Genomic DNA, 13,698 nt, shown 5'->3' on the forward strand with positions numbered 1-13,698 from the left:
AATACTTAAAATTATTTGGTTGCTTAAAAAAATATGCCTAACTTTGCACTCGAAATAAAATAGGTGACACCAATGTCCCGTGTGGGACGGTCATACTTAAGTAAATAACTGGAGTAGAATAACGAATAGTTTATTATGAGTTGTTCATGGTCTTTGGGTAAGACTGATACTCCGAAAAAATTATGTTATGAATAGAGTATTAAGAATTGTATGTCTAAGTTTTATTATGATTTCAGTTATGCCGCTTTATGCAGCCACTGAGAAGGTAGAAAGACCAAAGTCAGAATTTGATTGGGAACCGGTGATGCAGGCCATCATACAAGTTGAGAGCGAAGGAGACTCAAATGCGGTAAGTGGAAATTCTTGTGGAGCAATGCAGATTACTCCCATATTAGTGAAAGAATGTAATCGAATTCTGGAGAAGCGAAACAGTAAAAAGAGATATACACTTAAGGACAGATTTAGTGTAACGAAGTCAAAGGAGATGTTTCTGCTTATCCAATCTTATTTCAACCCTACGAACAATGTAGAAAAAGCTATCCGTTCTTGGAATGGTGGTATGCGCTATAGTGTAAAAAGAACTCAGCGTTATTATAACAAGGTGATTCGAAATATGAAGAAATAGTATAAGAGGCCAATTGTCATGACAGACAGTTGGCCTCTTATGTTTATTATTGACTATTAGGAAGACTACTTGTTGATGTGTACCATTTCCACTGGCTGCGTCTTTCTCTTGTCAAGTGGTGCTGATTGGTATTTTACTTTTTTGAAGTTGATAGCTCTTAAGTCGATACATCGTATGGTATTATTATGCATTGTTTTGTAATAGATACGACGATTGGCTATGTCGGTTGCAACAGTCCATTGGGTGGCACTTGGGATGTCTGGCACTGTTTGTATTTCAGAAAACTGTATACCAACAGGTATGTCGAAGTTGTTAAGTAGATGGAAGGCTTGGAAGACTGCCTTTTCGCCTGTTGCTTGTTTGGGTGCTGTGGCTTGGAAGAAAGCTGACCGTACGAAGCGCGAAGGCGGTGTCATGTCTCCAGGGATTCCATGTAATCCTCCACCTCCACCGAATGCAGTAAGTGTAAGGTCGCCAATCTCACGTGAATAGATTGGTCCGGCGAAGAGGTTGGTGTAGTTGTTGAGATTTGTAAGATGCCAGTCAAAGCTGGGAGAGTTTGTTAGTACGCCAAGCTTGTTTTCGTAGAATCGCAATTGTTTCCCGATAATCTCTAGCACCACTTGTCTGCCTGAGGGCTCGGTGATGCGCCAGTGGACTGTAGAACCACGAGGGTCGATGGTAACGATATGAATACCGTAAATGGCCTTTTTCATTTCGTCGATAGATTTGAAGTTGCTTAGAATCCACGACACTAGTTGAAGGTCGCTTATTGACGATTCTCTACTGTCTTCGCTGTAAGATTCATATTCACCATAGGAAGGGAAATAGAAGAGTCCGGCAGTAAGTCCTGCCTCGTTAATGCCTTCCACTACAAATTCCGCCTTTTCCACTGACAGTCCAACATATCCGTAGAGTGATGTGAATGTCATACCGTCTTTCCCTCCTGAAGGAGTGAAAGAACGTTGTGAATAACCACGTGGTACAATGGTATAGCGGCTTTCCAGATCATTGCCTGCCCATTCTATGGTACGCGCTGTTACAGGCGAGCCGTTTGTTGTTCTCAGCGTGATGCCAGTGCATGCTTCCGCCTTTTGCTGGAACGATGAAAAAATGGCAAAGGCTACCATCAAAAATAGTTTTTTCATGTTTACCTCCTTTTTTATTGTATGTTATCAGCTGCAAATATAGCGATTATTGGGTATCGTTGTTATTCTCGCTTATGATTTTTATGTAATATTAGTTTTTCAACTCCATTAATTAACTTTTATATTTTGAAAACGGCTATTACCTGTTAAACTCTATTCTGAGCAGGTGAAACGTAACCTTGAAGAGCTGCGAAAAAAATGGAGGTTTGGAAGAGTTGATTAAGCAGAAGTGAGAGAGGGAAAAGGGGGGAAATCTCATAACGCATGGAAGAATTTCGTCCCACTTGAAAAAAAGAACTGGGCAACACGCTATCATTAAGCTTGTTACCCAGCTGTTGTTGCGGAGGCAGGACTCGAACATGCGACCTCCAGGTTATGAGCCTGGCGAGCTACCAACTGCTCCACTCCGCGGTGTTATTTCTTATTTGCGGGTGCAAAGGTACTGCTTTTTTTTTAATCATGCAAGAAAAATGCTTTTTTTTTTCAATATATCCTCTATTTTGCTTTGTTTTTCCAGTTTTTTTGCTTATTTCTTCCATTTTTCTTGTTTATTTCAAATATAATAATTAATTTTGCACACGGTAACATGAATGTGCAATATTTAGAAAATAGGAGGGAAAGCAGATGTCAATATCCAAGACTCGACAGAAATTGGTGGACGTAGCCCGCCAGCTATTTGCCAAAAATGGTTTTGAGAATACCACGATGAATGACATAGCCATTTCGTCGGGTAAAGGTCGCCGTACTCTTTATACATATTTCAAGAGTAAGGAGGAGGTGTATTATGCTGTCATTGAATCGGAGTTGGAACGCTTGTCTGACAAGTTGGATGAAGTGGCTGCAAAGAAAATCCGTCCGCAAGAAAAGATTATTGAATTGATATATACTCACCTTAGCATGATAAAGGAGACGGTGGTTCGTAATGGAAATCTAAGAGCTGAGTTTTTCCGCAATATATGGATGGTGGAAAAGCAGCGTAAGAATTTCGATGAGGACGAGATAGAACTGTTCCGTAAGGTTTATTCTGAAGGAAAGGCAGAAGGGGAGTTTGACATAGAAAATGTGGAACTTGTAGCAGACATTACACATTATTGTATAAAGGGTCTTGAGGTGCCGTATATCTACGGACGTCTTGGTCATGGCATGACCGAGGAGACGAGTAAGCCTCTTGTGGCAAAGGTTGTGTACGGAGCTTTGGGAAAGAGTTTGATTAAATAGTTGTAGTTGAATAAAGGATACAAAGAATATAATTATTTACATTTATAAAAAGAAAAGAAAAAATGGGATTATTATCAGGTAAGACTGCCCTAATAACAGGTGCAGCACGTGGTATCGGTAAGGCCGTTGCCATGAAATTTGCTCAGGAGGGAGCCAATATCGCATTTACAGATCTTGTACTTAACGATGAAATGGCAGCTGGTCTTGAGGCAACACGTAAGGAGATAGAGGCTCTTGGCGTGAAGTGCAACGCTTATGCTGGCAATGCAGCCGATTTTGCTGAGACAGAGGCTGTAGTAGCCAAGATAAAGGAAGACTTCGGTACCATCGACGTATTGGTAAACAATGCCGGTATCACTAAGGATGGTCTGATGCTTCGTATGTCTGAGCAGCAGTGGGATGCTGTGCTGAACGTGAATCTGAAGTCGGCTTTCAACTTTATCCATGCTTGTGCTCCAATTATGCTTCGCCAGCGTAGCGGTTCAATCATTAATATGTCGAGCGTTGTAGGTGTTCATGGTAATGCCGGACAGTGCAATTATTCAGCTTCAAAGGCAGGTATGATAGGCCTTGCAAAGTCTATTGCCCAGGAATTAGGTCCAAAGGGTGTGCGTGCCAATGCCGTTGCTCCCGGCTTTATCGAGACAGCCATGACAGCTCAGCTTCCTGAGGACATCCGCAAGGACTGGATGAAGAAGATACCACTCCGTCGTGGTGGTCAGGTGGAGGATATAGCCAACGTGTGTCTGTTCCTTGCCTCTGACATGTCAAGCTATGTGTCTGGACAGGTAATCCAGATTGACGGTGGAATGAACATGTAATAGTGGATTCATCAATTGATCATTTTTACAATTGGAAGTAATTTATGAAGATAACCACGTGATAGTGGTGAATAAGGAAAGCGGAGAGATCGTTCAGGGCGACAAGACTGGCGACGCTCCGCTCTCTGATTTTGTGAAGGAATATATAAAGGTGAAGTATTCCAAGCCGGGCAACGTGTTTCTTGGCGTTACTCATCGTCTTGATCGTCCTGTAAGCGGTCTAGTGATCTTTGCCCGAACATCAAAGGCTTTAAGTCGTCTGAACGAGATGTTCCGCACAGGTGAGGTGCATAAGACTTATTGGGCTATAGTAAAAAACCGTCCGTCTCAGACAGAGGGACGTCTGACGAATTGGATAGTACGCAATGAGAAACTTAACAAGAGTTTTGCCTACGACCATGAGGTGAAGGATTCGAAGAAAGCCGTTCTTGACTATCGGCTTCTTGCCTCTGGAGACAATTTTCATATATTGGAAATCCGTCTGCTGACAGGGAGGCATCATCAGATACGTTGCCAGTTGGCGGCCATGGGATGTCCTATACGTGGTGATTTGAAATATGGAGCTCGTCGAAGTAATATTGACGGAAGTATCTCGCTATTGTCGCGTCATGTAGAGTTCGTTCATCCAGTCAGCAAGCAAAGAATCGTACTGGACGCTCCCCTTCCCAAAGACCCCTTATGGAAAAAAATACTAAATAGGGAGTGATTTTTTGATATTTTCACTTCAATACTTCTTTTATTTGGGAAAAATAGCCTACATTTGCAGAAAAAAGAATCACTGATGAAAAAGTTTCTGTTGTGGACTACTTCTATATTGTTGACACCCATTGTATTGTTTTTGGTGGCAACATTATTATTATATATACCATCTGTACAGAATTATATTGTGCAGAAGGCAGTAGGATATTTGTCCGAGGCTACAGGTGCTGACGTTAGCGTGGAGCGTGTGACGTTGAGTTTCCCACTGGATTTACGGGTTGAGAAAGTCTGTTTTATCAAGCCTGACGAGAAGTCTGCAAATGTAAGAGACACAATAGCCGACGTGAGGTCTATTGTTTCAGATGTGCAGTTATGGCCTTTGTTTAAAGGAAAGGTAGTGATAGATCAGTTTAGGGTCAACGATGCAAAGTTTGACACCGACGGTTTCATATCTGCAGCGCGTGTAAAGGGATTTGTTTCGCAGATAGAGATGAAAGGTCGCGGTGTGGACCTATTGGATGAGACTGTCAATGTAGACGGTTTTTCGCTTGACGGTGGAGATGTAGACATAGCCATGTTGCCCGACACGTTGCCGCCAGACGACACGGCATCTGAAGCGAAATGGAAAATATCAATAGCCAAGGCCAGCATAGGCAACACGAAGGTGGCTTTTCACACCATAGGAGACACTATGAAAGTGGCGGCTGCCATCAAGAAGTTTGAGGTTCAAAAGACTTTTGTAGATCTTGGCACACTGCGTTATGAAGCCGGCCGTATAGCTTTTCATGGTTCAAAGTTGTCGGTTGACAATAAGTATGAGCCTTATGTGAATGGTCTTGACGCAAATCATATAGAATTAAGCGATATAGGAATAGTGGTAGATTCGTTGTTCTATCAAGACCCGAAGGCAGGCTTAATAGTGAGACAGTTTCGGATGAAAGAGAAGAGTGGCCTTGCCATTACGGATATGTTTATGCCAGTTGCCCTTGATTCCTCAAAGATAGATATTCCGGTGGTAAATCTATCCACTGCCGATTCGAAGCTTTCTGCAACCTGTAGCATTGACCTAAACGCTTTTGAACAACACGATCCCGGTAAGGTAAGACTACATCTATTTGCCGAATTGGGTAAGGGTGACCTTTTGCGTTATGCAGGGGCACTACCTATTGATTTTGTACATCGTTATCCAGAGCGGGCGTTACGACTTGTCGCTTCTGCCAATGGCAACCTTCGCCGTGTAGATATTGACACACTCTACGCTAGTCTGCCCGATGCCTTTGACTTGGAAGCAAAAGGATATGCCTTGAATCCTACACGGATGGAAAAGATGAAGGCAAAGGTAAAGGTAAATGCCTCCACTGGCAATCTGTCGTTTCTCAACAGTATTCTTTCTTCAGATGGTTCTTACCGTATACCGAAAGGTATGAAACTCAATGGTCAGTTGTCGGCTGACGGACAGGATTATCGAGCAGCCCTCACTTTGAGAGAAGGGCGTGGGAAAGTGAAGTTTGACGGGCGTATAATTATGCCTACAGAGAGTTATTCTGCAAATATTGACGTCGCAAATCTTGATATTCGTCATTTCATGCCACTCGACTCACTGAAACTATTTAGTGGCGATGTGAATGTAAGCGGTCGTGGCTTTTCGATGCTTTCGAAAAGTACAAGACTGAAGGCAGAAGCTAATGTACGGCAATTTGGTTATGGGCATCTGAATGTTGATAATGTCACACTTTCCGCACTTTTGGAAAATGGTGTGGCCCATGCAAGGCTCAATAGCAGCAATGCCCTTCTTGATGGCGAAATAAACTTTGATGCCCTTGTGTCAACAAGGAAGCTGCAAGCCACATTGAGCACCGACATACGTTGGGCAGATATGCAGTCGCTACGTGTTAGCAAGAAACCTTTGACTGCGAGTATGTGCGCCCATGTAGATGTGGCGTCCGATTTGCATCAGACCCATAAGCTTCAGGCTCTTTTCAACGACTTTACCATACGTACTGATAAAAAGACATACCGTCCCGAAGACCTTGTCATAGATCTCTCTACTACTCGTGACACTACATGGGCAAAGGTATATAGTGGCAATCTGGAACTTAACTTTGCGGCCCAGGGTGGATATGAGAGTCTTCTGAAACAGGTTGAAGAAATAGGCAACGAGTTGTCGCTGCACAAGTCACAACTCGTGATAGACGAACAAAGGCTGCGCGAGTTGCTTCCTGTCATGAGGTTACATCTGTTAAGCGGCAATGACAACCCCGTAGCAAACTTTTTGAGATACAAAGGACTCGATTTCCATTCGTTGTCGTGCGATTTGAAGTCATCGCCGAAAGACGGCCTGCAAGGACATGGTCATATCTACTCAATGGTATATGACAGCGTTCGCATCGACACTATAGGATTTCGTGTGAGTCAGGACGACGAGCGTGTAAACGTCTCTGCCTTGGTGCAAAACAACAAACGCAATCCGCAGTTTGTGTTCCGTGCCCTTCTTGACGGCTATCTCGACGGCAATAAAGCCGGTGCGGCAGTAAAGTTCTTCGATGCAAAGGACAACTTGGGTGTAGATGCCTCAGTGAAAGCCGAGATGCTCGATAGTGGCATTTGTGTCACCCTTGCCCCATACCGCCAGCTTTTAGGTTATAAGGCTTTTAACATTAACGAGAACAACTTCGTGTTTCTTGCCCGCGACAACCGTGTGACAGCAAAGGTAGACCTGATAGCCGACGACGGAACCGGCTTGAAACTATACTCGCCTGATGAATATGACGAGAACATGCTTCAGGACCTTACTGTCAGTCTCAACAAATTTGACCTTGGCAAACTATCGGATGTCATACCATATATGCCTCATGTAGGCGGATTGCTCAATGGCGACTTCCATGTGATGCTTGACAAGGAAGAGAAACTGTCAGTAATGTCAGACCTTATGGTAAACGACATGACATACGAACACTCTCCTATGGGCAATATAGGTTCGGAAATAGCTTATTTGCAGGGTGAAGGAGTGTCGCATGTAGTAGAGGTGATGCTGAGTCAGAACGGCCGTGAGATAGGCGCTTTGTCAGGAACTTACTTCGACGAGGTGAAACCGCGCCTTGAGGCCACTATAGAATTGAAACAAACACCGCTTGACCTTGTAAATGGTTTCGTACCCGACCAACTTCTCGGTTTAGAAGGACAAGCCGAAGGCATGCTTTCAGTTTCTGGCCATCTCGATCGGCCTGTGGTCAATGGAGAGATATATCTCAATTCGTCATTCTTGGTAAGTGTGCCATACGGCATGCGTTTACGTTTTGATGACGACCCGGTTCAAATAAGCGACAGCAGGTTGCTATTTGAGAATTTTACGGTTTATGCCCATAACGACAATCCTCTAAACATAATGGGAAATGTAGATTTTAGCAATCTTGATCGTATTATGGTAGACCTGAAGATGCGTGCCCGTGACTACCAGATTATCGGTGAGAAGGAAAACAACAAGAGTGTGGCTTACGGCAAGGCGTATGTAAATATTGACGGTACAATTAAAGGACTTATCGACAACTTGGTGATGAAGGGAAAACTCGACGTGCTTGGCAAGACTGACATGGGATATATTTTACGCGACAGCCCCATTACGACCGACAATCGTCTTGATGAGCTTGTGAGGTTCCGTGACTTTAGCGATACTACCCAAGTGGAGATAGTGCGTCCGCCGATAACAGGTTTCACTATGGATATGTCGCTGAACGTATCAAATGGTGTTCATGTCATGGCGTATCTTAATGCCGACCATTCAAACTACATAGATCTGAACGGAGGCGGTTCGCTACGAATGAGGTATAACGTTGTTGACGGATTAATGCTCAACGGACGATATACACTGAGTAACGGCAAAATGAAGTATTCACTTCCGGTCATACCTTTGAAGACCTTCACCATACAAGACGGCAGCTACCTTGAGTTCCATGGCGATATTATGAACCCGCAACTCAACATTACGGCCGAGGAAGAAACGAAGGCCACTGTGACAGGAACCAATGGAGCAGGACGCAGTGTGAAATTCGTCAGTGGCATAGTCATCACACGCACTTTGCAGGATATGGGGCTTGAGTTTACCCTCGACGCACCAGAAGACCTTACGTTGCATAACGAGCTGCAGAGCATGAGTGTAGAACAACGAGGGAAACTTGCAGTGACAATGCTCACCACGGGAATGTATCTTGCCGACGGAAATACAGAGTCGTTTTCTATGAACAATGCACTCAGCTCTTTCCTCAACAGTGAGATAAACCAGATAACAGGCAGTGCGTTGCGTACCCTAGACCTTTCCATCGGCATCGACAACTCTACCAATGCCCAAGGCTCAATCCACACCGACTACTCGTTCCAGTTTGCAAAACGCTTCTGGAATAACAGGCTGAAGATATCTGTTGGTGGCAAGGTGTCTACGGGAGCAGATGTACAGTCGCAACAGAACAATTCGTTTTTCGACAACGTGACATTCGAATACCGCCTTGACGACACGGCAAACAAGTATGTCACCTTATTTTATAATAACAATTCCTATGACTGGCTCGACGGTTACACCCAAGAGTATGGAGCCGGCTTTGTTTTGCGCAAGACGTTACAGAACTTCAGAGACCTTTTCAAGAAGGATGACGAAGTGATACCGATAGTCCATGATGAGAACAATCAGAAGGCAGACTCAACAACCAATAATCGAAAGGAAGCAAAAGAATGAAGAAATCAATATTTGCACTACTCGTAGCGCTATGCGTCATGACAAGTTGTTCTACAACGAGTGGCATACCCGATGACGACCAGCTATTTGTAGGCTTGACAGAGATAAAGTACGACAACTATAAGTCCAGCGACCACTTTATTGCTACACAGGCAGAGGTGGAGGCTGCACTTGCCACTGCCCCCAATGGTGCACTTTTTGGCAGTTCATACTATCGGACACCATTTCCTTATGGTTTGTGGATATGGAATGCCTTCTCAGGTAAGGATGATGGCTTTTCAAAATGGATGGTTAAGAGTTTTGGCAAACAGCCTGTGCTTATGAGTTGGGTCAATCCGGCATTACGTGCGTCGGTGGCCCAGACAGTGTTGCGTAATCATGGGTATCTTCACTCGAAGGTAAGTTATGAGAACGTGCAACAGAAAAATCCGAAGAAGTGTAAGATAGGCTATAATGTGAATGTCGGCGAGATCTTTACCGTCGACACATTGGAATATGTCGACTTCCCCGCCGAGGCCGACAGTCTTATAGCGTCTACGGTGACAGAGGCGAAGATAAAGAAAGGGTCGCCTCTCGACGTATCGTCACTCGATAGTGAGCGCCAGCGCTTATATACTCTCTTCCGCGATCATGGCTATTATTATTACCAAGCAGGCTATGCATCATATCTTGCCGACACTCTGTCAGAGCCAAACAAGGCCGCCCTTCGACTGCAGCTGGCCTCCGATCTTCCTGAGTCGGTTCTCCATAAATGGCATATCGGCAATATTCATATCAACATGCAACGCACTTATACAGAACGCCTCACCGACAGCCTTCGCTACCGCTTCTTCTCTATTAAATACAGCGGAAAGAAGCCGCCCTTGCGACCTCGTGTTGTAATGCGCAATATGAAAATGCGCCATAATGAAGTCTATAGCTTCTCTGACTATCAAGAGACTACAGTAAAACTCAGTTCCATGGGCCTTTTCAGTTCTGTAGACTTTAAGTTTACGCCTCGTGACACCACTATGGCATGCGACACTCTCGACCTGACCCTAGACTGCATCCTTGACCGGCCATATGACATATATTTTGAGGGAAATTTCAAAAATAAGACCATAGGCCGTATGGGACCAGAACTGAAAGCCGGTTTAACACGTCGCAACGCCTTCCGTGGCGGTGAGAAGCTCGACGTCAACATTCACGGTTCTTATGCATGGGAGACCAATAAACGCAATTCAAGCAGCAACTATGAGTATGGTGCCGACTTGTCTGTGGAGTTTCCGCGCATCATAGCACCATTTTTTAAGGAGTTCCGTGTAAAGCGCGACAGTGCCGGACGTGTGATACGTCGCCGTTTCTTCTCCCAGTCCTCCACCATGGCAAAACTGTCTACCAATACTGTCTACCGTCCAGACTATTATCGCATGAACGTGGTATCCGGTGAGTGGACATATCGTTGGCAGACATCACCCACCAGCAAACATGAGTTTTCGCCCCTGACAGTGAAATACCAGTTTACGAAGACCCTTTCAAGCCGTCTCGACTCCCTTATGGCCGAGAATCTGTATCTTGTAGGCATGATGGAAGACATGTTTGTACCCCAGATGCGCTATACCTATATATATACTAGCCCGTCTTCATGTCTAAATCCCATTCGTTGGGAGTTCACATTAGCAGAATCCGGAAACCTGCTTTCCCTTGGGATGATGGCAGCTGGCAAAGACTGGAATGAGGTTGGGAAGAAACTATTTAAGACCAGCTATGCCCAGTTTTTGAAATTTGAGACCGACTTCCGCAAGACTTGGACCCTTGACCTCAACTCCCAGCTTCTTGCCCATGTCAATGCCGGCATTATCTACAATTACGGCAATAGCGACTACATCCCGTTCAGTGAGCAGTTTTATGTGGGTGGCGCCAACAGTCTCCGTGCATTCCCCATTCGTGGCATAGGTCCAGGTGGAGTTGCCAACAGTGGCGATAACCAGTTGAATTATATTTTCAACAACGGCAACATCAAGCTTGTGGCAAACCTGGAATACCGCCGTCGAATCTTTGGCAGTCTTTCAGCCGCATTGTTTCTCGATGCCGGCAACGTTTGGAACTACAATGTCAATGTAGGCGATGACGAAGCGATACGTAATTTTTTGGAACCAGGCATATTCCGTTTCGACCGTTTTTATCGTCAGATAGCAGTAGGCACAGGCTTTGGCATCCGTTACGATCTTGATTTCCTTGTTATACGTCTCGACTGGGGAGTAGGTCTTCACTTACCTTTTGACACAGGGAAGAGTGGATTCTACAATATCAACAGTTTTAAGGACAATCAGACGCTCCATTTTGCCATAGGTTATCCTTTCTGATAAAAAAAGTCGCCAAAAGCTTGTAATTTAAAAAATAATATATTAATTTTGCAGTTAAAAAGGTTATCAACCGAAATTATAACTAATAAAAAGAAAAAATGAAACCAACTTTATTACTCTTAGCAGCCGGAATGGGAAGCCGTTACGGTGGCCTGAAGCAACTTGATGGTCTTGGTCCCAATGGCGAGACTATTATGGACTATTCCATCTACGATGCCATAAAGGCAGGCTTCGGCAAAATCGTTTTTGTCATTCGCAAGGATTTTGAACAAGACTTCCGTGAGAAAATCCTTAGCAAGTATGAAGGCCATGTGCCCGTTGAACTCTGTTTCCAGAGTCTCGATGCCCTTCCCGAAGGCTTTACCTGTCCTGCCGACCGTGTGAAACCTTGGGGCACAAACCATGCTGTGCTTATGGCAAAGAATGTAGTGAAAGAACCATTCTGTGTAATCAACTGTGACGACTTTTATAATCGCGACGCATTCCAAGTAATAGGCAAGTTCCTTTCCGACCTTCCCGAGGGAAGTAAAAACAAGTATGCCATGGTAGGATTCCGAGTAGGAAACACGTTGTCGGAGAATGGCACCGTAGCCCGTGGCATCTGTTCAAAGGACGAGCAGGGCAATCTCACCACTGTTGTGGAGCGTACAGAGATAATGCGCGTAGACGGTCCTATATGTTACAAGGACGAGGAAGGCAAGTGGATACCCGTAGAAGAAAACACTCCTGTGTCGATGAACATGTGGGGCTTCACTCCCGACTATTTCGAGTATAGTGAGGCATATTTCAAGGAGTTCCTTGCCGAGCCAAAGACAATGGAGAATCTCAAGGCAGAGTTCTTCATTCCTCTTATGGTCAACAAACTTATCAACGAGGGAACGTCAACAGTACAGGTTCTCGATACTACCAGCAAATGGTTTGGCGTGACCTATGCCGCCGACCGTCAGGATACCGTAGACCGTATCCAGCAACTTGTAAATGAGGGTGTATATCCCAATAAACTATTCTAAAAAAGAATAATGAATATTGACTTACTGACTTCGGAGGAGCTTGAAAAACTTCGTGAACTTATCTTGGCTGCAGACAATATTGTTGTCTGCAGCCATGTCAGTCCCGACGGCGATGCCATAGGTTCATCGTTAGCATGGTCGGAAGCACTCCGTTTGTTTGGCAAAAAACCAATCATTATAGTTCCCGATCAGTTTCCCGATTTCCTTCGTTGGCTGCCTGGTATAGAGACTATTGTGCGTTATGACAAGCGCAGTGACGAGGCCGATGCCTATATAGCCGATGCCGACCTGTTATTCTGTCTTGATTTTAACGAGTTATCAAGAACAGATGTCATGAAGGCAAGCCTTAGTGCGGCAAGAGGCGATAAAGTGCTTATCGACCATCATCTGAACCCTTCCATAGACACCGTTTTGACTGTGTCTCATCCGTCGCTTAGCTCAACCTGCGAAATGGTGTTCCGAATAGTGTGGCAACTAGGTCTGTTTGACAAGCTCGGCCGCAAGTATGCCTCGTCGGTATATTGTGGAATGATGACCGATACCGGAGGTTTCACTTTTGCTAGCTCTCGTCCGGAGATTTTCTTCATAATCTGTCAGCTAATTACCAAAGGAATAGACAAGGATAAGATATATCGTAACGTGTTCCATACCTTCAGCGAGAATCGTCTACGTCTTCAGGGATATGTCTTGTATGAGAAGATGAAAGTGCTGGCTGATGGCCATGCTGCATATTTCACCCTTACGCGAGATGATTTGAAACGTTTCCAGTATGTAAAAGGCGACAGTGAGGGTTTGGTCAATATGCCTCTGCAAATTAAGGGCATGCAGCTAAGCATCTCCCTTCGTGAAGATACCGAGCGCGACAACCATATCCTTGTGTCGCTGCGTAGTGTCGACAATTTTTCCTGCAACGAGATGGCAGCCGAATTTTTCAATGGCGGCGGACATTTCAATGCCTCAGGCGGTAAGTTGTTCTGTTCTATCGACGAAGCGGTAAAAATCACAGAAAAGGCTATTCTTGCGTATGAAAGCAAGTTAAAGTAGTGAAATATCTTTCTTGTTTGAGCTTTTTTTCTTATCTTTGCACCCGATTTTGTAATTAACAG

The 13,698-nt window shown here is 44.5% G+C and carries 10 protein-coding genes and 1 tRNA gene; 8 read left to right on the plus strand and 3 right to left on the minus strand.

All coding sequences use genetic code 11. The features are described 5' to 3' along the window. The first annotated feature begins 187 nt into the window (after positions 1-187). Entirely contained in the window at positions 188-625 is a 438-nt protein-coding gene (locus tag CIK98_RS11985; RefSeq protein WP_094384538.1) for a transglycosylase SLT domain-containing protein, read from the plus strand. Positions 626-690: 65 nt separating this feature from the next. Here CIK98_RS11985 and CIK98_RS11990 read toward each other — a convergent pair whose 3' ends face one another. The 3 genes from CIK98_RS11990 to CIK98_RS18245 form a co-directional block, all read right to left on the minus strand. Then, positions 691-1,773, minus strand: coding sequence for a linear amide C-N hydrolase (locus CIK98_RS11990; RefSeq protein ID WP_094384540.1), 1,083 nt, complete (start codon positions 1,771-1,773; stop codon positions 691-693). A 338-nt stretch (positions 1,774-2,111) separates the two neighbouring features. Further along, positions 2,112-2,184 (minus strand) — tRNA-Met (locus tag CIK98_RS11995). Continuing rightward, complete coding sequence (locus CIK98_RS18245; protein WP_172409932.1) at positions 2,163-2,312, minus strand: hypothetical protein; 150 nt, start codon at positions 2,310-2,312, stop codon at positions 2,163-2,165. Before CIK98_RS18245 ends, CIK98_RS11995 begins: the two co-directional genes overlap by 22 nt. Before the next feature lie 85 nt (positions 2,313-2,397). Here CIK98_RS18245 and CIK98_RS12000 point away from each other — a divergent pair, with 85 nt between their 5' ends. The 7 genes from CIK98_RS12000 to CIK98_RS12030 all read left to right on the plus strand — a co-directional run bounded on the left by CIK98_RS12000 (position 2,398) and on the right by CIK98_RS12030 (position 13,636). Beyond that, entirely contained in the window at positions 2,398-2,991 is a 594-nt protein-coding gene (locus CIK98_RS12000) for a TetR/AcrR family transcriptional regulator (protein ID WP_094384542.1), read from the plus strand. A 62-nt stretch (positions 2,992-3,053) separates the two neighbouring features. Next, positions 3,054-3,812 (plus strand): 3-oxoacyl-[acyl-carrier-protein] reductase, encoded by a 759-nt coding sequence (fabG, locus tag CIK98_RS12005; RefSeq protein ID WP_094384544.1) that lies wholly within the window; start codon positions 3,054-3,056, stop codon positions 3,810-3,812. Positions 3,813-3,843: 31 nt separating this feature from the next. Then, the gene (locus tag CIK98_RS12010; protein ID WP_094384546.1) at positions 3,844-4,518 is read left to right on the plus strand and encodes an RluA family pseudouridine synthase; all 675 of its coding nucleotides are present in this window, start codon (positions 3,844-3,846) and stop codon (positions 4,516-4,518) included. Positions 4,519-4,593: 75 nt separating this feature from the next. Next, positions 4,594-9,237: a translocation/assembly module TamB domain-containing protein gene (locus CIK98_RS12015; protein ID WP_094384548.1), complete on the plus strand. Its 4,644-nt coding sequence runs from the start codon at positions 4,594-4,596 to the stop codon at positions 9,235-9,237. Beyond that, positions 9,234-11,582: a BamA/TamA family outer membrane protein gene (locus CIK98_RS12020; RefSeq protein ID WP_094384550.1), complete on the plus strand. Its 2,349-nt coding sequence runs from the start codon at positions 9,234-9,236 to the stop codon at positions 11,580-11,582. The genes CIK98_RS12015 and CIK98_RS12020 overlap by 4 nt, the downstream gene beginning before the upstream one ends. 98 nt (positions 11,583-11,680) lie before the next feature. Continuing rightward, entirely contained in the window at positions 11,681-12,592 is a 912-nt protein-coding gene (locus CIK98_RS12025; RefSeq protein ID WP_094384552.1) for a sugar phosphate nucleotidyltransferase, read from the plus strand. A gap of 9 nt (positions 12,593-12,601) precedes the next feature. Then, complete coding sequence (locus CIK98_RS12030) at positions 12,602-13,636, plus strand: bifunctional oligoribonuclease/PAP phosphatase NrnA (RefSeq protein WP_094384554.1); 1,035 nt, start codon at positions 12,602-12,604, stop codon at positions 13,634-13,636. Positions 13,637-13,698 lie beyond the last annotated feature (62 nt).

It is taken from the genome of Prevotella sp. P2-180, assembly GCF_002251435.1.
Lineage (GTDB): Bacteria > Bacteroidota > Bacteroidia > Bacteroidales > Bacteroidaceae > Prevotella.